At 40.3% G+C, this 25,604-nt stretch carries 23 protein-coding genes and 1 other RNA gene; 3 read left to right on the top strand and 21 right to left on the bottom strand.

Going from position 1 to position 25,604, the window contains the following annotated elements:
- Positions 1-133 precede the first annotated feature (133 nt).
- From hpf to O3642_RS06760, 3 genes are all read right to left on the bottom strand, one after another.
- A complete protein-coding gene (gene hpf / locus O3642_RS06770) occupies positions 134-676 on the bottom strand; it encodes a ribosome hibernation-promoting factor, HPF/YfiA family (RefSeq protein ID WP_003012610.1) in 543 nt (180 codons plus the stop codon).
- Positions 677-757: 81 nt separating this feature from the next.
- The gene (locus tag O3642_RS06765; RefSeq protein ID WP_155127868.1) at positions 758-1,423 is read right to left on the bottom strand and encodes a ComF family protein; all 666 of its coding nucleotides are present in this window, start codon (positions 1,421-1,423) and stop codon (positions 758-760) included.
- Complete coding sequence (locus O3642_RS06760) at positions 1,420-2,718, bottom strand: DEAD/DEAH box helicase (RefSeq protein WP_371605645.1); 1,299 nt, start codon at positions 2,716-2,718, stop codon at positions 1,420-1,422. Before O3642_RS06760 ends, O3642_RS06765 begins: the two co-directional genes overlap by 4 nt.
- A gap of 55 nt (positions 2,719-2,773) precedes the next feature.
- On the opposite strand from O3642_RS06760, the gene O3642_RS06755 reads away from it, so the two are divergent.
- Positions 2,774-3,415 (top strand): YigZ family protein, encoded by a 642-nt coding sequence (locus O3642_RS06755; RefSeq protein WP_003010310.1) that lies wholly within the window; start codon positions 2,774-2,776, stop codon positions 3,413-3,415.
- Between the two features lie 123 nt (positions 3,416-3,538).
- On the top strand, positions 3,539-4,462 hold the full coding sequence (gene cysK, locus O3642_RS06750) for a cysteine synthase A (RefSeq protein ID WP_003004014.1): 924 nt from the start codon (positions 3,539-3,541) through the stop codon (positions 4,460-4,462).
- Between the two features lie 50 nt (positions 4,463-4,512).
- On the opposite strand, the gene O3642_RS06745 is transcribed toward cysK, so the two are convergent.
- The 14 genes from O3642_RS06745 to O3642_RS06680 form a co-directional block, all read right to left on the bottom strand.
- The gene (locus tag O3642_RS06745; RefSeq protein WP_023920312.1) at positions 4,513-4,878 is read right to left on the bottom strand and encodes a S1 RNA-binding domain-containing protein; all 366 of its coding nucleotides are present in this window, start codon (positions 4,876-4,878) and stop codon (positions 4,513-4,515) included.
- Between the two features lies 1 nt (position 4,879).
- Positions 4,880-6,280, bottom strand: coding sequence for a bifunctional Cof-type HAD-IIB family hydrolase/peptidylprolyl isomerase (locus tag O3642_RS06740; RefSeq protein WP_371605644.1), 1,401 nt, complete (start codon positions 6,278-6,280; stop codon positions 4,880-4,882).
- Positions 6,281-6,324: 44 nt separating this feature from the next.
- Positions 6,325-6,957, bottom strand: coding sequence for a response regulator transcription factor (locus tag O3642_RS06735; protein ID WP_155127850.1), 633 nt, complete (start codon positions 6,955-6,957; stop codon positions 6,325-6,327).
- Positions 6,954-7,970 (bottom strand): sensor histidine kinase, encoded by a 1,017-nt coding sequence (locus O3642_RS06730; RefSeq protein WP_151379196.1) that lies wholly within the window; start codon positions 7,968-7,970, stop codon positions 6,954-6,956. Before O3642_RS06730 ends, O3642_RS06735 begins: the two co-directional genes overlap by 4 nt.
- Positions 7,967-8,662 (bottom strand): cell wall-active antibiotics response protein LiaF, encoded by a 696-nt coding sequence (gene liaF / locus O3642_RS06725; protein WP_155173215.1) that lies wholly within the window; start codon positions 8,660-8,662, stop codon positions 7,967-7,969. The genes O3642_RS06730 and liaF overlap by 4 nt, the downstream gene beginning before the upstream one ends.
- A 175-nt stretch (positions 8,663-8,837) precedes the next feature.
- Positions 8,838-10,676 carry a CAP domain-containing protein gene (locus O3642_RS06720; protein ID WP_371605643.1) on the bottom strand — a complete coding sequence of 613 codons (1,839 nt, stop codon included), beginning with the start codon at positions 10,674-10,676 and terminating at the stop codon, positions 8,838-8,840.
- 505 nt (positions 10,677-11,181) lie between these two features.
- Complete coding sequence (gene pknB, locus O3642_RS06715) at positions 11,182-13,041, bottom strand: Stk1 family PASTA domain-containing Ser/Thr kinase (protein ID WP_155173211.1); 1,860 nt, start codon at positions 13,039-13,041, stop codon at positions 11,182-11,184.
- Positions 13,038-13,778: a Stp1/IreP family PP2C-type Ser/Thr phosphatase gene (locus tag O3642_RS06710; RefSeq protein ID WP_003012553.1), complete on the bottom strand. Its 741-nt coding sequence runs from the start codon at positions 13,776-13,778 to the stop codon at positions 13,038-13,040. Before O3642_RS06710 ends, pknB begins: the two co-directional genes overlap by 4 nt.
- Positions 13,779-13,799: 21 nt before the next feature.
- Positions 13,800-15,113, bottom strand: a complete 1,314-nt coding sequence (gene rsmB / locus O3642_RS06705) for a 16S rRNA (cytosine(967)-C(5))-methyltransferase RsmB (protein WP_155127835.1) — start codon at positions 15,111-15,113, stop codon at positions 13,800-13,802.
- The gene (gene fmt, locus O3642_RS06700; RefSeq protein WP_155173209.1) at positions 15,103-16,038 is read right to left on the bottom strand and encodes a methionyl-tRNA formyltransferase; all 936 of its coding nucleotides are present in this window, start codon (positions 16,036-16,038) and stop codon (positions 15,103-15,105) included. Before fmt ends, rsmB begins: the two co-directional genes overlap by 11 nt.
- A gap of 11 nt (positions 16,039-16,049) precedes the next feature.
- On the bottom strand, positions 16,050-18,458 hold the full coding sequence (locus tag O3642_RS06695) for a primosomal protein N' (RefSeq protein WP_371605642.1): 2,409 nt from the start codon (positions 18,456-18,458) through the stop codon (positions 16,050-16,052).
- A gap of 63 nt (positions 18,459-18,521) precedes the next feature.
- Positions 18,522-18,836, bottom strand: a complete 315-nt coding sequence (gene rpoZ / locus O3642_RS06690; protein WP_003010339.1) for a DNA-directed RNA polymerase subunit omega — start codon at positions 18,834-18,836, stop codon at positions 18,522-18,524.
- Positions 18,837-18,861: 25 nt separating this feature from the next.
- Positions 18,862-19,494: a guanylate kinase gene (gene gmk / locus O3642_RS06685; protein ID WP_003003905.1), complete on the bottom strand. Its 633-nt coding sequence runs from the start codon at positions 19,492-19,494 to the stop codon at positions 18,862-18,864.
- Between the two features lie 106 nt (positions 19,495-19,600).
- Positions 19,601-21,208: a ribonuclease Y gene (locus O3642_RS06680; protein WP_371605641.1), complete on the bottom strand. Its 1,608-nt coding sequence runs from the start codon at positions 21,206-21,208 to the stop codon at positions 19,601-19,603.
- 233 nt (positions 21,209-21,441) lie between these two features.
- On the opposite strand from O3642_RS06680, the gene O3642_RS06675 reads away from it, so the two are divergent.
- Entirely contained in the window at positions 21,442-21,924 is a 483-nt protein-coding gene (locus tag O3642_RS06675; RefSeq protein ID WP_049474465.1) for an S-ribosylhomocysteine lyase, read from the top strand.
- A 227-nt stretch (positions 21,925-22,151) separates the two neighbouring features.
- On the opposite strand, the gene O3642_RS06670 is transcribed toward O3642_RS06675, so the two are convergent.
- From O3642_RS06670 to gpsB, 4 genes are all read right to left on the bottom strand, one after another.
- Positions 22,152-23,576 carry a cell division site-positioning protein MapZ family protein gene (locus O3642_RS06670; protein ID WP_371605640.1) on the bottom strand — a complete coding sequence of 475 codons (1,425 nt, stop codon included), beginning with the start codon at positions 23,574-23,576 and terminating at the stop codon, positions 22,152-22,154.
- A gap of 11 nt (positions 23,577-23,587) precedes the next feature.
- Entirely contained in the window at positions 23,588-24,745 is a 1,158-nt protein-coding gene (locus O3642_RS06665) for a class I SAM-dependent RNA methyltransferase (RefSeq protein WP_155127821.1), read from the bottom strand.
- Between the two features lie 66 nt (positions 24,746-24,811).
- Positions 24,812-25,177, bottom strand: an RNA gene (gene rnpB / locus O3642_RS06660) — RNase P RNA component class B.
- Between the two features lie 16 nt (positions 25,178-25,193).
- Positions 25,194-25,535, bottom strand: coding sequence for a cell division regulator GpsB (gene gpsB, locus O3642_RS06655; protein ID WP_003003917.1), 342 nt, complete (start codon positions 25,533-25,535; stop codon positions 25,194-25,196).
- Positions 25,536-25,604 lie beyond the last annotated feature (69 nt).

Genomic DNA, 25,604 nt, shown 5'->3' with positions numbered 1-25,604 from the left:
CTCTTACTGTCAACACTTTTTTTCAAAAAATTTTACTTTCTTGAAAGTTTTTTGTTTATATAAAAAAATCAGGAGCATCAATACCCCTGATTCCTCTATAATTTAATTGATGTTTTCAATCTCTTTTTGATCTCTATTCTTTTACTTCCAATAGACCGATATCTCCGTCTTCTCTACGGTAGATAACATTAGTTGTGTTGTCTTCTGCATCACGATAAATGAAGAAATCGTGTGCTAATAGATCCATTTGAAGGATCGCTTCATCTATATCCATTGGTTCTAGATCAATTGTTTTTGAGCGAACAACTTTTTCTGTGGTTGTTGCTTCTTCTACAACTGCGTCGGTAAACAATTTACCTGCACCAGATTTAACACGATTTTTCTTTTCGATTTTTGTTTTATTCTTACGAATTTGACGTTCAATTTTATCCACAACCAGATCAATTGAACCGTACATATCTTGAGAGACATCTTCTGCACGCAGTGTAATAGATCCAAGTGGAATAGTTACTTCTACTTTTGCGGTCTTTTCACGGTAAACTTTTAAGTTTACTCGAGCGTCTAGCTCTTGATCTGCCTGAAAATATTTTTCAATCTTTTCGAGTTTAGAAACGACATAGTCGCGAATGGCTTCTGTTACTTCTAGGTTTTCACCACGGATACTATATTTAATCATATTAGTACCTACTTTCTAAACATTATGTTTTTATTTATATGTATATTATAACGCTTTCATAAACTTTTTGCAAATCTTTTTTTACCTTGCGATTGAAAATGTCTTTATTTCTTTCACACCTTTTTCAATTAGTAGCCGCTTCATTAATTCGATTGTTTTGCCCGTTGTGTAGATATCATCGAAGATAAGATATTTCTGCTTTTCTGAAACTTCTCCTTTTAATTGAAAGTGTTGAGAGGTTTTTAATCTTTCTTTTCTTGTTTTTTTTGATTGGGCTAAGCTGTCTTCTTTTTGGAATAAACTGCTGTACTTTATCTCTGCAAAATCTAATATTGTCGAAACCTGATTAAATCCTCTCTCCTGCTTTTTTTCATGGCTGATTGGAGTCGGTATTATCGTATAGCTTTTATATTTTTTCAAGGCTTTTTTGATTTCACATGCAAATACCATTCCTAATAAACGATCTCCTTCAAATTTATATCGCTTGAAATAGTCCTTCATTGCTGCATTATATCTATATAATGCTTCATGTTCTACCATATTCCCCTTTTGTATCCAGTATTCGCAATCTTTACATACTTTCTCCTCCTTATCTTTATAACATCTAGGACAATGGATTTCGTCAATTTGTTCGAAGTCTTCTTTGCATTCTTTACAAATCCATTCTTCTTGTTGATTCATAAAAATAAGGTCTGTGAAATGTTCACCAGTTTTCAACTCTTTAGTACAAAGCAAACATTCTTTCAAAATCCAGCCTCCTGATTCATTTCCTTTATTTCTTTGATCGCTTTCTTCATTTCTCGTGTTATGCCATCTGATAGAAAAAGTAGTTTACCTGTTGGTCTTTCTTTACTTCGCCCGACCCTTCCTGAAATTTGTACGAGGGCACTTTTAGTAAATAATTTGTGATTACTTTCTAAAACAAAAACATCTACAAACGGAAAGGTCACTCCTCTTTCTAAAATTGTTGTCGAGACTAGCATGGTTATGGCTTTGTTTCTAAACTCTTCTACTATTCGTAGACGATCTGTAGTCTGTGAGGATACAAAACCTACTGTTTCTTTGGGAAAGTATTTTTTTAAGTTCTCGGTAAATTGTTGTCCTAATTCTATTTCAGATACAAAGATTAACAATGGGTAGTGAGTTTGTATTTGTTTCTTGATCAGTTGCAATAGTTGGTAAGGGATTCTTCCTTTTTCTATTTTTTCTCTAATTTTCGGCACCCATTTTATTTCAGGGACCACTAGTGGGTTCCCATGAAATCTTCTTGGAAGGCTATAACGAATGATTTCTTTTTTCTTGACCTTTTTATCTAACTCATCTGTAGAGGTTGCTGTTAAATATAGGGTATTCCCCTCTTTTTTTATTGCATTCTGAGCTGCTTTATATAGGATTGGATTGTCTACATAGGGAAAAGCATCTACTTCATCTATAATAAGGAGATCAAAGGCCTGATAAAACTTTAGCAATTGGTGGGTTGTAGCGATCACCAAGGGTGTTCTAAAATAGGGTTCCGATTCTCCATGAAGCAAAGAGATGGGGCAGGAAAAATCTTCCTTCATTCTTCCGTACAATTCTATACAGACATCGATTCTTGGGGTAGCAATACAGACTGCTTTTCCTGCCTTGATCGCTGTTGCTACAACCTGATACATCATTTCTGTTTTTCCAGCTCCTGTCACAGCATGTACCAAGGCATGTTTTCCTGCTTTAACTGCTTGGATAAGTCCTTCAGATACCTCTTGTTGATAGGAAGTCAAGGTTCCCTTCCAGTTTAACACCTCCTGTCCTTCAAAGTCCTTCTGTGCAATAGCATAAAGTTTTTGATCACTCCGGATCCTTCCCAATTGGATACAGGCTCTACAATACAGCACCTCCTCACTCAACTTCCAAAGTTTTTGATCAATCAAACTGCCACATCGAAAACATTGGTACCTTCCATTCTGTTTTTCCATAGCTGGAAGTTCTTGGGCAATTTCTTTCAGATCATTTGTCATTTGACTCTCCGTTAAGAGTCTTCCATAAGAATCTTCTATCTTCATACTTATTAATTCGCAAAAGTTGGAGAAAATCATTCTTTTTTTGTAAAATAAGAATATGGAATATATTACATTTAAAGAGAACGGCACTGTTCAAGAAGAAATCAAAAAATCAAAATTCATTTGTCATGTCAAGCGAGTCTCCTCTGAAGAGGAAGCTAGAGATTTTATCAATGCCATCAAAAAGGAACACTATAAGGCTACACATAACTGCTCTGCTTTCATCATTGGAGAACAAAGTGATATCAAACGAACCAGTGACGATGGAGAGCCTAGTGGAACAGCTGGGGTACCGATGTTAGGAGTTTTGGAGAATCATCGCATCACTAATAGTTGTGTCGTGGTTACCCGCTATTTCGGAGGTGTTAAATTAGGTGCTGGCGGTCTGATTCGTGCTTATGCTGGAAGTGTGGCACAAGCAGTTCGAGAGATTGGACTGGTAGAAATCAAAGAGCAAGTGGTTCTTGGGATCACACTTTCTTATTCCCAATACCAAGAATTTGCTAATTTCTTAAAAGACCATCAATTGGCAGAACAAGATCCGATGTTCACAGATCAGGTGATGACAACGATTTTTGTGGATAAAGAAAACACAAACTCTATCACAGCGGCTTTAGTCGAATTTTACAATGGCAAAGTCATTATTGAGGACCAAGGAATTCGTGAGGTTGAAGTACCCCTGCTCTCTGTAGAAAAATAATTAACAATACTATCGGCAACGATAGTTTTTTTTTATCACACCCATAAAATTTCTATATTTTACATTCTTCTCGCAAGAGACTATACTTGTTAGTATCAAGAAAACCTAGAACTGAGGTATATTATGGCTATTTATGAAAATATTACAGAATTGATTGGGAACACTCCGATTGTCAAATTGAATCGTCTTGTTCCTGAAGGAGCTGCAGATGTCTATGTCAAACTCGAAGCCTTCAATCCTGGATCATCTGTCAAAGACCGGATTGCTTTGAGCATGATTGAAAAAGCTGAAGCGGATGGCTTGATCAAACCAGGTGATACCATTGTCGAAGCAACTAGTGGGAACACAGGGATTGGCTTGTCATGGGTCGGCGCAGCTAAAGGCTACAAAGTTGTGATTGTCATGCCTGAAACCATGAGTGTGGAACGTCGTAAAATCATCCAAGCCTATGGAGCTGAACTCGTTTTGACTCCTGGAAGTGAAGGAATGAAAGGCGCTATCGCTAAAGCTGAAGCAATCGCTGCAGAAAGAAATGGCTTCCTTCCTCTTCAATTTGAAAACCCTGCTAACCCAGAGGTACATGAAAGAACAACAGGACAAGAAATCGTTGATGCCTTTGGAAAAGATGGTTTAGATGCTTTTGTCGCAGGTGTTGGTACTGGTGGTACTGTTTCTGGTATTTCTCATACTTTGAAAAAGAATAATCCTGCTGTCAAAGTCTATGCCGTTGAGGCCAATGAATCTGCAGTCCTTTCTGGCGAAAAACCTGGACCACATAAAATTCAAGGGATTTCAGCTGGTTTTATCCCAAATACTTTAGACACTAATGCATATGATGGTGTTCGTCGCGTATCTTCAGAAGAAGCTTTCGAACTTGCACGCGCTATTGGTGGTGCTGAAGGATTCTTAGTCGGTATCTCAAGCGCAGCTGCTATCTATGCTGCTATTGAAGTCGCAAAAGAATTGGGAAGCGGTAAAAAAGTTCTTGCTCTTGCACCAGATAATGGAGAACGTTACCTTTCTACTACCCTTTACGAATTTGAATAATTCTCTATATTAAAAAAACTTCGGTAGGTTTCATCAACCTATCGAAGTTTTTATTTTTTTTCTTGTTTGCTAAAGAATACCTTTCCTTCTTTGACCCAGGTCGGCATCTGTTGAGCTAAGGGCGCAAAACCACTCTTATGGCGGTCATTTGAAAAACGATGGTGTCGAATGCTTCGTTGTGGTGTTTCTTCTAGCGTTCTCAGAGAGAGGCTAGCTTTCTTAGAATATTCATCAACATCGATGACTTGGACAAAGACTTTTTCTCCAATTGAAAGAATATCATGAATATTACTTACATAACCACTTCTAATCTCTGAGATATGAATCAAGCCCGTGACACCCGACTCTAGTTCGACAAAGGCACCATAAGGTTGAATGCCTGTAATGGTCCCTTCTAACTTATCTCCAATTTTCATATTAGCCCTCAATTTCGACGGTTTCAATCACGACATCTTCTACCGGCTTATCCATCATCCCTGTCTCAACAGCCGCGATCTCATCCAACACAGCAAAAGAAGCTTCATCCATCAATTGTCCAAATACAGTATGGCGTTGATCTAGGTGAGGCGTTCCCCCTTCTGTCGTATAGATTTCTGCAATTTTTTCAGGCCAGCCACCGCGGACCAATTCCTTTTTCGAATATGGGAGATGTTGATTTTGTACAATAAAGAATTGGCTGCTATTTGTGTTTGGTCCAGCATTTGCCATCGAAAGGGCTCCGCGAATATTGTACAATTCTTTTGAAAACTCGTCTTCGAAGCTCTCCCCATAGATGGATTCACCACCCATACCTGTGCCTGTTGGATCTCCCCCTTGGATCATAAAATCTTTAATAATCCGATGGAAAATGACACCATCATAATAGCCAGACTTAGCAAGAGCTACAAAGTTTGCAACTGTTTTTGGCGCTTGATCCGGGAACAATTGAATGTTCATCTCACCGTGATTGGTTTTGATCACAGCGACAGGACCGTCAACCGTAGCAAGTTCTAACTGTGGTAATGTCAATTCTTTTTCAACCATATTTAACTCCTCTAAGGCATAGAATATGCCATCTTCTTCTAAATTCTTAGTGATATAATCAGCTTTTTCTTGTAACTCTGGGGCAGATTTTCCCATTGCGATACTAATTCCAGCATAATCAAACAGTTCTAGATCATTTAATCCATCCCCAAATACTAAAACATTCTCTGGCTTCAAGCCCAAATGATTTACAAGATGAGAAACTCCTGAAGCTTTTGAAGCTTCAAAGCGAACAACATCTGACGAATGGGGATGCCATGAAACTAGGCGCAAGTTCTCTTGCAAAGAAGGGGGCAACTCTAGCTCACTATCCTGTTCATCAAAGGTCCACATTTGGAAAATAGGTTCTTTCAAATGCAGATCTGGATCTACTGGTAAGTTGGGATAAATGATGTCAATAGCATCACTGATCAAGGGTGTCCGATTAGACAGGGCTGCTTGATGACTAGCCACTAACCCATAATCAATCTCGGATTCTTTGGCCCAATCTACAAAAGAAGAAACGATTGCTTCATTGATTGGTGATTGGTAGATCACAGTTCCTTTTGTATCTTCTATATAGGCACCGTTTAAGGTTACTAGAAAATCAGGCTTTAAGTCCATGATTTCAGGAACAACCCCAAAAATCCCTCTGCCGGTTGCAATCCCTGTCCGGATTCCTTTTTCTTTCAATTGATGAAAGACTTCTTTGACAGATTCTGGGATCAATCCAGTTTCTTTTGCACGTAATGTATCATCAATATCAAAAAAGACGATTTTAACTTTTTTGGCTTTATAGCGTAATTTTGCGTCCACTTGTCTCCCCCTTATGATCATGCTCTATTATAGCATGTTTCCTTTTAAAAATCTTCTTGATTCACCAGATGGTGTCGAAAGGCATAGACGACTGCTTGCGTCCGATCACTGACTTCCAATTTGGATAAGATGTTGGAGACATGGGTCTTCACTGTTTTTAAAGAAATAAAGAGTTCATCTGCTATTCGTTGATTTTCATATCCCTTCGTCAATAAAGCCAGAATATCTCGTTCTCTAGCTGTCAAATCATCATGCAATTCAGCATGGTTCTTTCGAGACTCAACTTTTCGACTAACTTCTGTCTCAATCGCAAATTCTCCCTTTGCAACCTTTCGGACAGCCTGTAAGATCTCAGTTGCTGACGAGGTCTTTAAAATATACCCTTTTGCACCGGCATCTAAGACAGGATAAATCTTTTCGTTATCTAAATAAGACGTCAAAATGACAATTTTAGCTTCCGGCCACTCTTTTAGGATGGCTAGAGTCGCATCGATTCCATTTAGCTCTGGCATCACAATATCCATGATGATGACGTCTGGTCTTTCTTTCAACGCCAACTCCACCCCTTCTTGCCCATTTTTCGCCTCTAAGACTTGCTCAATATCGGTTTGCATGGACAAAAAGCTTTTCAATCCCAACCGGACCATTTCATGGTCGTCTACTAATAATACTTTCATACAGTTTCCTTTTCATTTTTATCTTTTACAAGGAGGGGAACGCGAATATCCACAGCCACTCCCTTTTGAGGACTCGTTCTTATTTTAATGGTTCCCGCCATGTCCTCTACACGTTCTTGAATATTTTTCAACCCATAACTCAATCGTTCTAATTTTTCCTGCTCAAAGCCGATTCCATCATCTACCATCCGTAAATGAAGTTGTTTTCCTTCCTGATGCAAGAAGACATCCATTTGTTGAGCTCTAGCGTGTTTCAAGGTATTGCTAACAATCTCTTGGACAATCCGAAATAGATGTTCTTCCATATCTTTTGGAATGCTCACTTCATTGTGTTTGAAGACGACTGTTAGGTTACTCTTTTCCTTCAATTCTCTAAAAATCATCTCCATCCCTTCTACCAAACTTTTTCCTTCCAATTCTGTAGGACGAAGATGTAGTAGCAAGACGCGCAAATCATTTTGGGCTGTCCCTAGAATATCTGACACACCATTGAGTTGCTGCTGGATCTGACTTTTCTCTAACTCAAGGGCCTGGGCTGCCACTCCAGATAAAATCATATTGGCTGCAAACAATTCTTGACTAACCGTGTCATGTAGATCACGCGCAATTCTCTTACGCTCGATTTCCACAATTTCTTCCTCATTTCGCATCACACGATTTTCACTTTTTTGTAAATTTTCTTCTAGTCGAAGCAATTTGCTGTCCAATAAATCTAACTGTTGATTCAATTCTTTTGGGGCAATTTCTTTTCGCTGTGAAGCAGTCAGGATAGATTCTACCTTTTGTTGTACTGCATGGACCGTTACAAATTGCGTGATTTTGATAATTAAGACAACCAAAGCCGTCAATGCAAGCGTCAGACTAAAAACCAAAAATAGGAATGATTGAAGCAAGGAAATATCTGAGAGAAGTTTGCCCCACTGAAAACCAACAAAATGGAAAATGGTATGACAAATGACCGCAACCACCATTAGGGAATAGAAGTACAATAGGAGATAGTCTAATTTCTTCATGCGCGAATCACCTCAACATCCCCAACAATACCAACTAACACAATTTTTATAGAACGGTGCGATCTCCGATAATGTGCCGTTTCAATATCTATGGTTTCATTCCTCATTTTACGGACAGGAAGATCCAAAAACTTCAGATCTCCATACAGAGTGTTAATTTGTAAATGCAACTCTAAATCAATCGGTAAGATAATTTTTGTATTACCAAAACCTTTCCGGATGATCACCACATTGTCCCAATTGCAAATGGCTACCTCCTCTAAATGGAGGGTGTCATTTCCAAAAACTCGGATCACATTCAGATCTCGATACCCTCGACTTTGCTTTGAAAAATGTTGTAAATCACCAATCCATCGAGTTTTTTCCTGACGAATTTTCGTATCCTCTTCAACATCAAACACAACGGATTCATTTTCCTTATACATATAAGGGTAGGCAATTAATAAACCATAAACCACCGCAAATAAAATGGCTGCAATCACAAAAGGATTCAGCATCACGATAAAAAACAAGAGCACACTCAGCGCGATTAATAGAAAATTCGCTTTTTGTTTGCCAAAATAGTAATACAAAAGGAGCAAAAAGAGAACCATCAAGACAACAAATCTGGAAAAATCGATTGATAAAATGGTGATCGCTGCTAATGTTAACAAAACGGCTTCAACGAAAATAAAAATTTGTATTTTCCACATAGTCTACCTCATCTTTTCCTATTTTATCAAATTTTTCCTCATTTGACTTCCGTCTGTGGTTGGATAATACGAAGAGCAAAAAAACACCCAAAAGATAGAAATCCTTTGGGTGTCCTTGGTATCGGAATGAATTGTTATTAAATAAGTTCTTTCCGATAACGGTTGTATAGAGGCATTATTTATACATGAATGCCCAGTAATAGTTACCGTCGCCATTGATGACTGCTGCTACTGCACCTTCTGTGGCATTTGGATCGAGCATTAATTCTCTCAATCCACTGTTATACCATTTCGTTGCAACCGTTGTTGCATTGTCTTCACGACGAGCTACAAAACCTGTGCTATCGTACTGACGTGAAATAGTATGGGCTTTTGGTAATGCACGTGAGTTGTAGACATCATCTGACCAAGTCAATTCTTTTAAGCCTTGTGCTTTTCGCAATTCGTTAATCTTAGCAAAAGCTTCTTTCGCTTTATCTAACTCGATATAGTTTGTATTGTCTGTCGCTTCTACACGATAAACGAATTTCACATAGCCAAACTTAACATCTTTGTAGTTCTTGTCATCTACTCCACTCTTCAAGTTAGCAATTAAAACATAGTCTTTAGCCCATGGGTTTTCTTTAGATTGCTCAAAGAGTTCTGGGTCCTCGATTTCCCATTCTACTTTGGCATCCCAGCCAGCATTGTCAATAAATTTAGGATTCATTTTCTTAATGACATAGTCCTTAAATTCATCCACATTCTTAAATGGAAGAGCTTGACCTGCTTTAGCTGTTTCTACAAGATTTGTAGAGTAGAGCTTCACGCTTGAGTCACGATCGCTATAAGCATATTCATCATCTTTGGCATCTTCGTGGAATTTTGGATCGATCTCAGGATCTTTCGGATCTGTCATTCCATAAAGTTTCCATTTGTCTCCGTTCCATTTCCAATAAGCAGAGTAACCAGTTGCTTCTGTATCAGATGGAACATAGTAATAGTGACTTGAACCATCAAAGTAGTAGTTCTTATCTCCACGAAGGGCTACTGAGCCAGGTTTACCAGGAGGGTAGACTACTTTAGGCGCACGTCCATTCGGAGCCCATGGAAGATGTTCTAATCCTTCTGCTGGTGTCTCAACGTATGGAGGAATTTGGTTTTCACTAGGCTGATCCGATGATACCAAACCATCATTTCCTGGGACTTCAGGTTGAACCGGTTCCTCTGGTTTTGGTTCACTTGGATTTTCTGGAGTTGGAGCGAAAGGATTAAACTCTCCATCTGCCCCTACAAATGGAGGATTTTCTGGGAATACTAAACTATCAATGTTATCAAAATCAGAAGGATCTGATGGTGTAACAGGTTGATCTGGTTTATCGGTTGGATTTGGTTCTTCAGGTGTTGGTGTTGGATCCGGAGTCGGTGTTGGGACTGGATCAGGAGTAGAAGGATTTTCTGTTGAGTTCTTCACAAATACCCATTTACCATTTTTATAATAGTAATAATCCCCGTTATCCAATACATAATAATGGTAGCCATTTTCATACAAATAATGAGGGTCGTTGGCAAGGTTATTAGTAGAGTTATTCCGATTGGTTAGAGGTTTCCACTCACCATTGCGGTAGATCCGGTAAGTTCCATCACTCATCCGATAATAATGATTGCCATTCCAATAAATGTAGTTTTCATCATTTTCTAAGGAATAGCCATAGTTCCAACCATTATAGCCATAATAATTATTCCAGCTAGGATAACCATAGTTATAGCCATAATAATTGTTCCAGCTAGGATAACCATAGTTATAACCATAATAATAGTTCCAATTTGGATATCCATAGCCATAACTATAGGTCCATGGATTATAACCATTATAACCATTCCAGTTATTGTAAGCATAGTTATAATAGTTTGAACGATAAGAGGAGGTATTCCATCCTCGATTTTCTGCAGCTACTTTTGTTGCTATAAATGCCGGAACAATCATAGCTGTTGCTAGGATTACTCGACTAACCACTCTATATTTTCTGTCCATTTAACTAATCTCCATTGGGAAAGTATAGGCGAAAGATACATCAACTATGTGCACATATTTCAAAAGTCATTCTGCCTCCCTGTATCTTAGTTCACGATATTTATCTCCACTAGTTTCAAGGCCTATTCAACTAGTAGAAAAAATCTATTCATTAACCAATTTCCTATCAAAGCAGGTCTGAACGACATTTTTACTCTTTGATTTCCTTTCATGCAAATTATAGCATGGGCCTAAATCGAAGGCAAATAATTTGATATTCAATCTATTTTCAATTTCAAATCACCTTATGTTTAATTGACTATTTTATTTTACCGATCTTGAAACCCCTTGTTTGTGAAGGGGTTCGCACAATCTATTCAAACTTAGAAAAATAGTATCTTGTAGTGTCCTTAAAGTTTTTCCCTCAACAGGGAAATAAAAAAATTACGACATAGCAATAAAAAATACAAAAAGGCTCAGAAATTCATCTGAGTCTTTTTGTATTTTTTAATCCACACCTGTAGCACTATTGCTCACTACTACTAGAACTTTCTGTATCGGATCGTTCCGCAGAGGACGAACTAGATGTCTCTGAACTTGAAGAGGCTTTCGTGCTTGAAGAAGCCGTCACTTTAGGCTCATATACCGTTAAAACAATTCGTGTTCGGTTAATATCCACCGTACTCGAGACTTCTGGAGTTTGACTGACAATTTGACCTGCAGAAACAAATACTCCATCAGGGAGATGTTCCGTTTTTCTTAATTCGATATTGGCTTCTTTAATACCATAGATCTCAATCAAATTACTTCTAGCAAAATCATAAGTTGATCCAACATAGTTTGGCATTTCAATTGAAGTCGTTTCTTTCGCTACTTTCAAAACAATCTTGGTTTTTGAATTCAGAGAATATTGCTCTCCTGGAGCTGGGGTTTGTTCAAGAACTGTCCCTGCAGCATAATCGAAGGTCTCAACTTCTTCAATCGTGATCATTTTGCTTGATACTTTATAAGTATTTTTCAGATCTTCCTCTGCTTTAGCTCGTGTTTCTCCTACATAGTTTGGCATTTCAAAACTATTTGGACCTTTTGAAACAATCAAATCAATTCGACTTTGTTCTTTCTTTTGGGCCCCTGCATTTGGATTGGTTCGAATGACGTAACCTTCTGCTACCGAATCACTGTACTCTTCTTTCTCTTCACCAACTTGAAGGTCTTGTCCCTCAATAACCGCTCTAGCTTCGGCAATGGTTTTGCCGGAAACATCTGGAACTGTTTTATTGGCTGGGCTCATATACAACAAGAAAGTAAAGGCTGCAAGAACTAGGGCAATGGCAACAAACAAGACCTTGTATCTCGCTCGCAAGCGTCTTCTTGGCTTTTTACTTGGCGCCATTGTCTGCTGATCAGATAATGGTCGATTAGGATCTACTGAACTGATTTCACTGCGTACCTCAGAGATTGGAACAGGAGCCGTCTTTGGAGTTGGACTCACTTTTGGAAGAGTCTTTGTATCAGCTTTCGCTTGGTCTTCAAAAACCAGTTTTTTCTCATTTCTTCTCTCATAGGACAAGCAACTTGAAAGATCCACATACATCTCTGCCACTGATTTATAGCGATCCGTCAGTTTTTTAGCTGTCGCTTTGATCACCACATTTTCTAAAGCTTGTGGAACATTCTTATTTTCTTCACGAATAGATGGGAGTGGCTTTTGAAAATGCTGCAAAGCAATTGTGACTGCACTATCTCCATCATAAGGAATGTGTCCTGTCAACATCTCATAGAAAATGATCCCCATAGCGTAGATGTCACTTTGCACTGTAGCTTTTGAACCACGCGCCTGCTCAGGGGACAAATAATGAACCGACCCCAACATCGAGTTGGTCTGGGTCAAACTAGTCTCTGCGAAGGCCACTGCAATCCCAAAGTCTGAAACTTTTGCTGTTCCATCTGGTGTCAAGAGGACATTCTGTGGTTTTAAATCTCTATGGATAATGCCACGCGTATGGGCAAGACGCATAGCTAGAAGGATCTGCCCCATCAAACGAACAGCTTCTTCATTTGATAAAGGAGCATTTTCTTTGATATAGCGTTTCAAGTCTAAACCTGCAACATATTCCATTGCAAGGTATTGTTGTCCTTCTTCTTCGCCAATGTCTGTAATCCGAACGATATTTGGATGGTCCAGCTCTGCCATCGCCTTTGCTTCACGCTGAAAACGCGCAACCGCAATGGGATCCGTCTGGTAATTCGTACGCAGTACCTTGACTGCAACTTCTTCCCCATCTAAAATCAAATCACGCGCAAGATAAACATCTGCCATCCCGCCGCGTCCAATTTGTTGGATGATTTTATATCGCCCGGCAAAAATTTTGCCGATTTGAATCATGCTGCGTCCTCCTCAGTAAAGTGGAGCAGTACAACAGTGATATTATCCAAGCCTCCAGCATTATTGGCAAAACGAATCAAGGTTTGAGCTTTTTCTTCCAGTGAAACATCACTCAAGACAATGTCTCTGATTTCATCTGGGCCAATCATATTGGTTAAACCGTCACTATTGATCAAAATATAATCATCTGCTTCGACCGTCACCAAACCATAATCCGGCTCTAACTCATCTTTTTGACCAATGGACTGAGTGATGATATTACGTTGAGGATGATGGGCTGCTTCTTCCTCTGTAATTTGACCAGCTCGCAAAAGAGCATTTACAAGAGAATGGTCACTGGTCAACTGCTGGTATTCGCCCTGACGAATGAGGCCAATCCGTGAATCCCCAACGTGGGCATAAATCACTTGTCCTTCTACAAAAGCCAAGGCTTCTAGTGTCGTTCCCATTCCTTTGTGCTCATCATCTTGCCCAGCTAAATGAATCCGACGATTCACAGCTTCTAAATGTTCTGCAAACCATTCCCGTACTTGATTAACCGTCTCGATCTCAGAAGAAACCCAAGCCGCTCCCAGGTCTGTGACTGCCATTTCACTAGCAATATTTCCGGCACGGTGTCCTCCCATACCATCAGCAAGGAAAACCATAGATTTTCCTGCCTTGTTTTTATATTGATTTGCATAGTCTTGGTTATTTGTCCGTCTTTGACCTACATCGGTTAAGATCGTCATATCCATACTGTCAGTTTCCTCCTGATATTATGAGATTCTCTTAAAACGACTGATAAAGAAGCCGTCGCTTCCATATAATTCGGGTGTAATAAGGATACAATCATTTTTAAGAATATCTTTTCTTTCGTGATCCAATGGGACTTGTTCGAAATTTGGATGTTTTTTCAAAAATTGGTCCACCACTTCAAAATTCTCTTTGCCCATAATTGTACACGTACTGTACACTATTATACCACCTTTACGCACACTTTGACAAACACTATCCAGAATGGCCAATTGAATGGCTTGTAAAGATACAAAATCTGCACTCTCTTTATTGTACTTGATATCAGGCTTTCTCCGTATCAAACCAATCCCTGAACAAGGCGCATCCACCAAAATTTTATCGAAAGCATCAGGTCCAAATGTTTCAAAGACTTTTGTCGCATCTAGCTTCTTTGTCAAAATTTTGTCCGCAACATGGAGCCGATTAGCATTTTCTTGAATCAATTTGAGCTTATGGTCATAGAGATCCAAGGCTGTGACTTTCCCAGTTGTGAGATAAGAAGCCAGGTGGGTCGTCTTTCCACCTGGCGCCGCACAGGCATCTAAAACCCACTCATCTCCTTGCAAATCCAAAGCCGGTGCCACCAATTGGCTGGACTCGTCTTGAATAGTAATGCGCCCTTCTTTAAACAAGGAGTGTCCTGCAAAATGTCCCTGCTCTTTCACGAGAGCGGACGAAGAAAGTAGAGAGGAGGTTGCTTCGAGCAGCTGAGCTAACTCTTCTTTTTCGTCCAGATCAATCACACGAATACTGGATTTATTACGCTGATAGAGACTCTTAAAAATAGCGCAAGCACGTTCTTCACCGTATTCTTCGATCAATGCTTTGACCAACCATACAGGTAGGGAATACTCTACCGAATAACGTTTGTTCTTTCGCTTGATCGTATCAACAGCTGGTAGCCCCTCGCGGAGGAGCTTTCTAAGAATAGCATTGACAAACTTCTCACTGCCTTCTTTACGACATTTTGCTATCTGGACAGCTTCATTGACGATGGCATGATCGGGAATGCGGTCTAAATAGACAAGTTGATACAAACTCATCATCAAAAGATAATAGAGCCAAGGATCTAATTTCGTCCGGTCTTCAATCACGTGGGCGAGATACCACTCGAGTGTTATCTTTCGTGCTACAGTACCGTATACAACTTCCGTAACAAAGCTTCTATCTTTATCTGAAAGTTGAGAGTGTTCTAACGCTTGATTTAGGGCAATATTAGAATAAGCTCCCTGCTCAAAAACCTCTTCTAGCACTCGAACGATCTGTTCACGCGCATTCATTTGTTTAACTTCCAAAGTGATCTCCTTCTTTCAATTGACGGCCAGCGCCATTCAAAAAGTCTGTGATGGACATTTTTGGTTTTCCTGCCGGCTGCACAACTTTGAGGGACAGCGCGCCTTCTCCTGCAGCGACCACCAACTCTTTTTTGGTCAAAGCAATCACTTCTCCTGGATTTCCATTTCCTTCGCATAGCTCTGCTTCATAAACTTTAAAGCGCTGACCATTTAATAACGTATGAGCAACCGGCCAAGGATTCATCCCCCGGATCTGGTTAAAGACTTGGCGATTGGTTTTGGTCCAGTCCAAAACCTCTTCTTCCGGTAAAATATTCGGTGAAAATGTGACCAAACTTGGATCTTGTGGACTTGGCTTGATCTCCCCTGCCAGGTAAGCTGGCAAAGTATCTAGGAGTAAGTCACGTCCAAGGACAGCCAATTTTTCAAACAAAGTTCCCACATTGTCCTCATCTAAAATTGGGAGAGAACGAGCTGCAATCATGTCTCCGGCATCCATTTCCTTGACCATTTCCATAATTGTAACCCCAGCTTCTTCATCACCATTGATCAGGGCATAGTGAATGGGAGCTCCACCTCTATATTTAGGCAATAAAGACGCGTGGACATTCACCGCAAATTGGAAGTTCTCCAACAATTTTGTCGGTAAAAATTGTCCAAAAGCAGCGGTCACAATTCCATCTGCATCTAGTGATAAGAGAGTTTCCATTTCTGGACTACCCGATAACTTCTCCGGCTGAAGAACTGGTAGTTGATGTTCCAAAGCTACCTGCTTCACCGGGGTCATTCGAATCTCTTTTTTGCGACCTACTTTGCGGTCTGGTTGAGTCACAACTGCCAAAATTTCATAGCGCGAATCTGCTAACAATCCCTTTAAAACCGTCGCTGAAAAATCAGGCGTTCCCATAAATATTAATTTTGTCATTTCTTTCTTCCTTACATAAAACTTTGAGGTTCATTATCAATACTGACACGGAGATCTTGGTTGCCTCTTTCTTGCGTAAATTCTAAGATTTGATTCAAGACCTGAGTCATGCCTTCTTCGAAACGATATTTCACAATGATTTGATAATGATACAAATTATGTGTACGTGCAATTGGTTTAGGTGTTGGTCCTAAGATTTGGACCTGATCAGATAAGCCTGATCGGAGAATTTCCATGACCTGATGTGACTTCTCCATCACAATTTCCTCACTCTTATGGGATAGGGTTAACCCAACTGTGAAGTAATAAGGCGTATAGCCCAGCTGCCGGCGAATCTGCATTTCATAGGCAAAAAAGCCTTCATAATCTTGGTCTTTGGCAAATCGAATCGCATAATGATTGGGGTTGTAACTCTGAATGATAACCTCTCCTTCTTTCTCTGCTCGTCCGGCCCTTCCTGCCACCTGAGTCAAGAGTTGAAAGGTTCTCTCTGAGGATCGATAATCCGGTAAATTTAAAGAAGTATCCGCATTCAAGACACCCACTAATGTCACATTTGGAAAATCCAAGCCCTTCGCAATCATTTGCGTCCCTAACAAAATATCCGCTTCTCCATTCCCGAAAGCATCTAATATCGCTGCGTGGCTCCCTTTTTTTCGGGTGGTATCCACATCCATGCGCAGAATTTTAGCTTCAGGAAAGATCTCTTGTAATTCATCATAGGCTTTTTGTGTTCCTGTCCCGTAATAACGAATGGAAGGACTTTGGCAATTTGGACAGTGTCGAGGAATTGCTTTGCTATAGCCACAATAATGACAGTTCATAGTTTTAGTATCCATGTGGAGGGTCAGTGAGATATCACAATTGGGACAAGTATCTACAGTTCCACACTCGCGACACATGACAAAACTGGAATAACCACGGCGGTTCAACATCAAGACAACCTGCTCTTTTTTCTGCAAGCGATCAGCAATAGCTTCCACTAGAACCGGAGTGAAGTTACCAGCTTCATTTTGCCCAATATAATCACGGAAATCAACGACTTTAACTTCTGGAATTTTGGCTGCCGGATTGGCCCGCTGGGTGAGACGAATTAATTCATAAACCCCTTTTGTTGCACGAGCCCGCGATTCTAAACTTGGTGTAGCAGATCCAAGAAGCAAGACTGCTTGATTGTACTGAGCCCTTAGAACTGCAACTTCCCTTGCGTGGTAGCGTGGGTTACTATCTTGTTTGTAGGAAGCCTCGTGCTCCTCATCAATGATAATGGCTCCGATGTTTTTTAAGGGAGCAAAGATGGCTGAGCGTGCTCCAACGACTACCTTGGCCTCCCCACGTTCAACTTTTCGCCATTGATCATACTTCTCACCGTTTGATAAGCCCGAGTGTAGAATGGCTACTTCCTGACCAAAACGCGAGATAAAACGATCCGTCATCTGTGGCGTCAGGGAAATCTCAGGAACCAACATAATAGCCGTTTTCCCCTTATTGAGAACTTCCTGAATAATCTGCAGATAAACTTCTGTTTTTCCACTTCCAGTCACACCTTCTAATAAAAAAGGCTTTGATGTTTTCTCAATTTGAGAAACTACTGTCTCTACAGCTTTTGCTTGCTCTGAATTTAAAAGCAGGGCCTGGGTCTGTTCTTTTCCTTCATAATATGCAGCCGCCCGATTCACTTCTCGTTCTGTAATTTCTAAAATACCCTGATCAATAAAATAAGCTACTACTTCTCGTGAAAAATCCTGATACAACCCTGCTAAAGGTTGCTCCCCTTGCTCTAGTAACAGGCGTTCTTTCAATGCTAGCCTTTTTTTAGCTCTCGCTGATGGTTGAAGTTCTTTTAATCCTTCTTGGTTAACGCGATACCATTTTTCTGTTTTAATTTGTTTCTTATCCTTGGCCTTGTATTCAAGTACCAAATCTCCTTTTCTGACCAACCGCATCACTTGGGCTTGATCGGCCGCATCCAGAGAAGAAAAAGAAACTTCATTTTTCTCACCAAAAAGTTTCACTTTGAGAGTGGGATCTAAAGAAGGTTGAGGATACAAAATCTTATCATAACTCGAATTGAGGAGAGAAGGAAGCATGGTTTTTAAAATCGTGATCTTATAAGAAAAAACACTTTTTCGTAATTGATCTGCCAACCAGAACTGCTCTTGATTTAAGACCGGAGTGTAATCCAAGACCTCCACAATCGCTTTTAATTCCTCGCTTGTGTCTGCCTCTTCTAAAACATCTACTACAATCCCTTGAATGAGGCGATTCCCTTTACCAAAGGGGACATGAACTCGCATACCTGCCTCCACCATATCCTCAAATTCTGATGGAATCTGATACGAATAGGGTTTATCTGTCTGCATCAATGGGACATCTACGATGACTTTTGCTATCACTTTTTCACCTCCAGACTCGATCATATGAGTTTTACTTTATCACGGAACCCTTTAAATAGCAAAAAATAAGATTGAGAAGCCCCAACCTTAAATTTTTTCACCATCTTCTTTTTCTTTGGCAATTTGTTCCTTAATTTTGCGCTCTTCTTCTTCTTTGCGAATCCGCTCTGCTTCAATCCGACGACGAAGCGCTTCACGTTTTGCTTCTGGATCCGGGTGAACAACTACGTTCCCAGACTCGATTTCTTCAAGCGCTTGTAATGTTGATTTAACTGATTGGAATTCTTGAGTTGGTACTGCACCACTTTCCAATTCGTGGGCCCGTTTTGCCTCAAGAATAACCAATGAATATTTTGATGGTACTTTGTCAAGCAATGTATCAATAGAAGGTTTTAACATCATATTCCTATACCTAATTTCTAATTATTTATCTCTTCACAATAGTTTGTGTTTTCGGCAACATATCCAGATAATGGCCAATGACACGGTCTACACGGAAATGCTCTGCTTCAATCACACGTTTGACACGCTCAGCAGCAAGAGGAACCTCGTCGTTCACAATGGCGTAGTCATATTCACGCATCATGGCGATTTCTTCTTTTGCTTTTTCAATCCGTTGCGCAATAACTTCTGCACTATCTGTCCCGCGACCAACTAATCGATCCTGCAATTCATCCAAATCAGGCGGAGTTAAGAAAATAAAAACTGCATCTGGAACTTTCTTCTTTACTTGAAGTGCACCCTGAACTTCAATTTCAAGGAATACATCGATTCCTTTGTCCAAGGTTTCATTCACATAGGTTAAAGGAGTCCCATAGTAATTTCCAACGTACTCAGCGTACTCCAACATTTGCCCTTGACGGATCAAATCTTCAAATTCTTCACGTGTACGGAAAAAATAGTCGACACCATCCACTTCACCTGGACGTTGTGCACGCGTCGTCATCGATACAGAATACTGAAACTGATTGTCCGAATTTTCAAAAATTTCTCGTCTGACCGTTCCTTTTCCAACCCCCGAAGGACCAGAAAATACGATTAATAAGCCACGATCCGCCATGATTTCTCCTTCAATGTCTTTCTATCTAGTGTAACAAAAATCGGCCTAATTTTCAACTGATTTTTTCATTCAAAAAGCTTGAGATACTAGATCTCAAGCTTTTCGTTTATTTTGCGTAATCTACTGCACGCAATTCTCGAATAACGGTAACCTTAATGTTTCCAGGATATTCAAGATTGGACTCGATCTTCTCACGAATATCATGAGCCAAGATCGTCACTTTATCATCCTTGATTGCCTCAGGACTAACCATAATACGGATTTCACGACCCGCTTGAAGGGCGAAACTTGTCTTAACTCCTTCAAAACTATTTGCAATTTCTTCAAGATCTTGCAAGCGTTTGATGTAGCTTTCAAGTGACTCACTTCGTGCTCCAGGTCGAGCTGCACTCAAGGCATCCGCTACAGCGACAATAACTGCGATGACACTTTCTGGTTCCACGTCACCATGGTGACTAGCAATGGTATTGACAACCACTGGATGCTCCTTGTACTTCCGTGCCAATTCTGTCCCAATCTCGACGTGGCTTCCTTCCACTTCACGGTCAATCGCTTTACCGATATCATGTAAGAATCCTGCACGTCGTGCCAAAGTAGCATTTTCACCCAACTCGCTAGCAATAATACCAGAAAGTTTGGCAACTTCAATGGAGTGACGCAAAACGTTTTGACCATAAGAAGTACGGAATTGCAACCGTCCCATGATTTTCATCAAATCTGGATGAAGGTTTGGCGCACCGATTTCATAGGCAGCGGCCTCACCGTATTCACGAATACGATTGTCAATTTCCTGACGGTTCTTCTCAACCAGCTCTTCGATGCGGGCTGGATGGATGCGACCATCTTTGAGAAGGCTCTCCATTGTCATACGGGCAATTTCACGACGAATCGGATCAAACCCTGACAAGGTCACCACCTCTGGTGTATCATCGATAATCACATCGACACCTGTCAAGCTCTCAAAGGTACGAATATTGCGCCCTTCACGACCGATGATGCGCCCTTTCATACTATCATCTGGCAAATGAACCGTTGAGTTTGTTTGCTCAGCAACAAAATCACCAGCCATTCGCTGCATGGCTTGCACGAGAATGTCTTTTGCAATTTTATCAGAACGTTCTTTCACTTCCAGTTCTGCTTCACGAATCCGCGATGCAATTTCTTTTGAAAGTTGCTCTTCCGTCTGATTCAAAATAATGTCACGCGCTTCTCCTTGACTTAGAGCAGCGACACGTTCCAGTTCTTCTACTTTCTTGTGTTCAAGCTCTTCCAGCTGTTGTTCACGCGTATCAATGTGTTTAGTTCTATCTGTAAGACTTTGCTCTTTGTGTTCAAGAGACTGTTCTTTGCTCGTTAAAATGTCATCTTTTCGATCAAGATTGCTAGCACGTTCTGCCAAACGGCTTTCTAGTTGCTTCAATTCTTGTCGTTCTGACTTAAACTCAGCATCGACTTCTTCACGATATTTTCTGGCTTCTTCCTTTGCCTCCAAAAGTGCTTCTTTTTTAAGTGAACTCGACTCATGCTTAGCTTCTTTTAATATTAAATCAGCTTCGCGTTCTGCTTGTCCACGTAAATTCGTTGCTTCTTGTTCAGCATTTAAAAGGGTGAGTTCCGCAGCTTCTCTTGAAGCTTTCATCTTTAGAGCAGTTCCCACATATCCAATGACTAAACCAATGACCGCGGCAAAAACACCTGTAATTACAAAATTCATGCTTTTACCCCAAATCTATTTAATTAGTTGAATTAAAAATTCCTTTACATTTTACCATAAATTACTAAAATTAACAATCTAAAAAAACAGGAAAAACCTTTTATATTTTTGCTTGACCCTTATTCTTTTATCCACGTTTCTTTCATGAAATACCTGTGAGAAATTCATCTATTTCCACTTTGTTGAATCTGCTTTTTATGCTATAATCAAGAAAAACAAAGAAGGATTTGAGTATGACAAAAGAAGTAATTGTTGAAAGTTTTGAATTGGACCACACAGCTGTGAAGGCTCCCTATGTACGCTTGATTGGTGAGGAAACTGGACCCAAAGGAGACATCATCTCCAATTTTGATATTCGTCTGGTGCAACCCAATGAAAATGCGATTCCAACGGCAGGACTTCACACGATCGAGCATCTTCTTGCGATGCTCATTCGCAAACGCATCGATGGTATGATTGATTGTTCCCCATTTGGATGTCGCACCGGTTTTCATATGATCATGTGGGGACAACATTCGAGTACGGAAATTGCTAAAGTAATCAAAGATTCTTTAGAAGAAATTGCATCTGTCAGCACTTGGGAGGATGTTCCAGGCACAACTATTGAGTCTTGTGGAAATTACAAGGATCACAGTCTCTTCTCAGCTAAAGAATGGTGTCGCCTGATCCTAGATCAAGGAATCTCAGATGATCCATTTGAACGTCATCTTGTTTAATACGAAAAAGAGGCTGGGACAAAAGTCCTAGCCTCTCAATTATTTTTGGATTGTCGAGCAAGACGCAGTGGTTGAGTGGGCTCTACTACACTGATTTCATCAGCTTTTACAGTCCTACTCAACTGTGCGGAGGTGGGACGACGAAATCGAATTCTAACGAATTACCGATTTCTGTCCCACTCTCTTTTTTTGTCATTTTTCCCAAAAAGGGGATGTCTGATCAAGCATTAATAATCCAGAGCATCTGAATGACCTTTTCCGTTCCCTACGAAATAACCAGTCTTGGCATTGATACTAAAGAGATAGGTTCCATCTGGTTTGAAGAGGTTGTAATAGCCATTACCGTTAATGATATTGACACGCTCTAAAATGTATTGATTGCCAGTGATATGCCCACGTTTACGAGCAATGTTCAATACTTTTTCAAGGATACCATCACCAAATACCCAAGCTGGGTTATTGACATCATTGATAGCTGCTTGGTTATATGGCACACGACTCAAGTTCCGCTGAAGTGGAACACCATCGCTTGGAAGGCCGTACCCTGAATAGCCTGGACTTGCCGTTCCTGCACCACCTGTAGCAGCATTGACAGCTGGGGCCGTAGGCGTTGCTGCTTGAGCTGGGGCTGGAGTTACATTCGAAGTATCTGTACCACCTGTCCCTGTCACTGGTGCCGGTGTCGCAACTTGTTGTGAACGTCCTTGCGCAACCGCTTCATTCAATAAGCTATCTAATTTTTCATTGCCTGTCTTTGTTTCTGCAAAGGTCGCATCACTTTTCGCTTTGGCAGTTGCATCAAGAACTCCATCTTTGATGACTGGAGAACTAAATTGAGAATTCACTTTTTGAATAGCAGAAACTTGCTTCACAAGGTCTTCATATTTTGTTTTAGCCGCATTATAATCACTACTTCCTTCTAATTTGTCCAGAAGTTTCTTCAGATTTTCCAAGTCTCCGAATTTATCATTTTTAAGAGCACTTTTTGATTCATCTACAAAAAAGGCATCGTAAGCTTTGGTAAACTCTTCAAGTTTTTGAGCCTGTGTTTCACTGCTACTTGATTTAGAAGTAGAAGATGACTTGCTAGATGAAGATGATACAACTGTTGTACCACCCGATGTTCCACGACTATGCATCCAGTTATAGGTTACAAAAATGGCCGAACCGACAATCGCAAGACCTAACGTAGAGTATAAAACCGCTTTGATTCGTTTACCCGCATTGCTTGGTGTTTCCTCAGGAAGGTCCTCTGCTTCTACAATTGGTTCGGTTGGTGTGGGTCCAAATTTAATCTTAGCTGGTAATTCTGTTGAGATAGCATCCATTTCAGGTCTTTGTTCCAAGACCGTTTCCGTTACTTCCGGTGCCTCCACTGCTTCAGCAACTTCAGCAACTGTTTCTGAAGCAGCCAACTCCTCAGCTTTAGCCAATTCTTCTTTGGCCAAAATCTTTGTATCATATTTTTCTGCTTCTATTTCTGCTTGGTGTTGTTTGATATATTTGTCTAAGACATTATCACCTTCCGTTACACCTGCTTCAATTTCTTCTGCCTTTCGATTGGCCTGCCCAATCGTCATCTCTTTAGCATCTTTAAAATCTAAAATTGATTCTGTTTCTTGCTCTAATGGCTTTCTATCCTTCTCTGTCATAAAAATCCTTTCTATGCCTTTATCTGCCGTTTTACACGTTCCCCAAAATATTGGTAGAGATCAACTTTAAGGGTTCCGTTATAAAGTTTTCGTTTTTTATCTGCTTTACTACCGAATTTAGATTCAAAACCTTCATCACTGGTTAGGATAAATTTACTCCATGTTTTGAGAGGTGCAAATACTTGCCCCATTTCAGTATACAATTTTGACACACCTTCATCATCTGATAAGCGTTCTCCATATGGAGGGTTGGAGATAATCACCCCATTGATTTTATCGGAATGAAGATCTTGAACTCGCATTTGTTTGAAAGTAATGTCACTGCTAACGCCCGCTTTCTGAGCATTTTCTTTGGCAATCTCAACCATCCGTGCATCGATATCGGTTCCCATAATATCCAATTCGATCTCACGATTGATTTTTCTGCTTGCTTCTTGACGGACTTCATGAATCAAGCGATCATCCATCCAGTTCCATTCTTCAAAAGAAAAGGTCCGACGCAAACCAGGTGCCATCTTTCTAGCAATCATCGCTGCCTCAATACAAAACGTACCAGAACCACATGTGGGGTCAATCAAGGGCTTATCTGGATACCAGTTTGACAGCAAAAGGATTGCTGCCGCCATATTTTCCTTAATAGGGGCTCCCCCTTTTTCGGTCCGATAGCCACGTTTGAAAAGGCTACTGCCAGTAGTGTCAATCAGGACGGTTGCTTGGTCTTTAAGGATCGATACTTCGATCTTGAACTCTGCCCCATTTTCCATTAGAGGAACACCTTCTGGTCGGGTATAGTGTTTTTGTAACTTTTTAACAACTGCTTTTTTCGAAATGGCCTGAACGCTAGGTTCATTATGAAGTTTTGATTTGACACATTTAGCCTTAGAAATAGGAAAACGTGCTCCCAAAGGCAAATAGTTTTCCCAATCCAAAGCAAAGACACCTTGAAAGAGTTCTTCAAAAGTTTTGGCCGGAAAACTCCCAACCACAATTTTCACTCGATCAGCCGCGCGCAACCAGAGATTGGTCTCTATGATTGCTCGACGGTCTCCTTGAAATCGAACCCGTCCATTTTCAACCTGGCAATCGTAGCCAAGATCGCGTAGTTCTCGGCCAACAACAGCCTCTATACCAGCAGCAGCCGTTGCAATCAATTCAAATTGTATTTTCATCTTATTCCTATCACTTTAAAAAAGGAGGTTGAGATCTCTCTCCACCTCATCAACCTATATGCAATTTTCTATAAGCCATGTTTTGTTCCAGAAATGACTAGGTACCATTTCCTTCGATAATCATCTGTCTACTGTTTCCAGTCAGAATGCTATGTTCGTTTCCACGCATTCCATGCCCCGACCAAAGTTTGGGTTGCTAGCTTGAGGGGTTTACCGCGTTCCACTTTTTAGGTTTCCCTAAAAACTACGTCACTGTGGCACTTTCAGAGCTACTAGAGCCTATCTTCAGACTTAGCTCCTTCACTCGCCGTAACTTGAATACCAAGTCCCTAGGCTTATGGATTCACCTAGCACAAACACTACAGGCATCACAGCCTGTGCTAGCATGGACTTTCCTCATGAGAGCATCCTCTCACGCGATTATCCAAAAATTGCACGATCTAAAGGATTAATAATCGCGATCTACGATCTGTTTCCCAAAAACTTCTTTTTCCAAACGATTGAGTCGTTTGAGAATATCAAAGTTCGTAGCTGTTGTCACTTGTGGGAATTCTTGCGTAGCTGTACTAGCAATCGGAGATGTTTGTGGTGTTTCTTCTGCTTTTTGGGCAAGTTCTTCACGAAGGCGAGCGTTTTCTTCACGCAATTCCTTCACCAAAGCAGCATAGGTTTCATAGTCTTTTATAACATCATCCAAAAATTCATTTACTTCATCTTTGTTATAACCACGAACTTCTCGTTTGAAATCTTGATCAAAAATATCTTTCGCAGTAAAAATAATACTTGCCATTAGTCTCTCCAATCTAGTTCATCATCACAATTATATAAAAAAATGGTAAGAAAAATCAAGGTATAACAC

Origin of the sequence: Streptococcus sp. 27098_8_66 (genome assembly GCF_041431945.1) — a bacterium.
In the GTDB taxonomy this organism is placed as follows: Bacteria; Bacillota; Bacilli; order Lactobacillales; family Streptococcaceae; genus Streptococcus; species Streptococcus dentalis.
This window is presented reverse-complemented; position numbering and strand designations above follow the sequence as displayed.

Bases quoted from the DNA above. Each gene is read 5' to 3' on its own strand.
- hpf (WP_003012610.1), bottom strand. From the start codon at position 676: ATGATTAAATATAGTATCCGTGGTGAAAACCTAGAAGTAACAGAAGCC.
- O3642_RS06760 (WP_371605645.1), bottom strand. From the start codon at position 2,718: ATGAAGATAGAAGATTCTTATGGAAGACTCTTAACGGAGAGTCAAATG.
- O3642_RS06755 (WP_003010310.1), top strand. From the start codon at position 2,774: ATGGAATATATTACATTTAAAGAGAACGGCACTGTTCAAGAAGAAATC.
- cysK (WP_003004014.1), top strand. From the start codon at position 3,539: ATGGCTATTTATGAAAATATTACAGAATTGATTGGGAACACTCCGATT.
- O3642_RS06745 (WP_023920312.1), bottom strand. From the start codon at position 4,878: ATGAAAATTGGAGATAAGTTAGAAGGGACCATTACAGGCATTCAACCT.
- O3642_RS06735 (WP_155127850.1), bottom strand. From the start codon at position 6,957: ATGAAAGTATTATTAGTAGACGACCATGAAATGGTCCGGTTGGGATTG.
- O3642_RS06730 (WP_151379196.1), bottom strand. From the start codon at position 7,970: ATGAAGAAATTAGACTATCTCCTATTGTACTTCTATTCCCTAATGGTG.
- liaF (WP_155173215.1), bottom strand. From the start codon at position 8,662: ATGTGGAAAATACAAATTTTTATTTTCGTTGAAGCCGTTTTGTTAACA.
- O3642_RS06720 (WP_371605643.1), bottom strand. From the start codon at position 10,676: ATGGACAGAAAATATAGAGTGGTTAGTCGAGTAATCCTAGCAACAGCT.
- pknB (WP_155173211.1), bottom strand. From the start codon at position 13,041: ATGATTCAAATCGGCAAAATTTTTGCCGGGCGATATAAAATCATCCAA.
- O3642_RS06710 (WP_003012553.1), bottom strand. From the start codon at position 13,778: ATGGATATGACGATCTTAACCGATGTAGGTCAAAGACGGACAAATAAC.
- fmt (WP_155173209.1), bottom strand. From the start codon at position 16,038: ATGACAAAATTAATATTTATGGGAACGCCTGATTTTTCAGCGACGGTT.
- O3642_RS06695 (WP_371605642.1), bottom strand. From the start codon at position 18,458: ATGATCGAGTCTGGAGGTGAAAAAGTGATAGCAAAAGTCATCGTAGAT.
- rpoZ (WP_003010339.1), bottom strand. From the start codon at position 18,836: ATGATGTTAAAACCTTCTATTGATACATTGCTTGACAAAGTACCATCA.
- gmk (WP_003003905.1), bottom strand. From the start codon at position 19,494: ATGGCGGATCGTGGCTTATTAATCGTATTTTCTGGTCCTTCGGGGGTT.
- O3642_RS06680 (WP_371605641.1), bottom strand. From the start codon at position 21,208: ATGAATTTTGTAATTACAGGTGTTTTTGCCGCGGTCATTGGTTTAGTC.
- O3642_RS06675 (WP_049474465.1), top strand. From the start codon at position 21,442: ATGACAAAAGAAGTAATTGTTGAAAGTTTTGAATTGGACCACACAGCT.
- O3642_RS06670 (WP_371605640.1), bottom strand. From the start codon at position 23,576: ATGACAGAGAAGGATAGAAAGCCATTAGAGCAAGAAACAGAATCAATT.
- O3642_RS06665 (WP_155127821.1), bottom strand. From the start codon at position 24,745: ATGAAAATACAATTTGAATTGATTGCAACGGCTGCTGCTGGTATAGAG.
- gpsB (WP_003003917.1), bottom strand. From the start codon at position 25,535: ATGGCAAGTATTATTTTTACTGCGAAAGATATTTTTGATCAAGATTTC.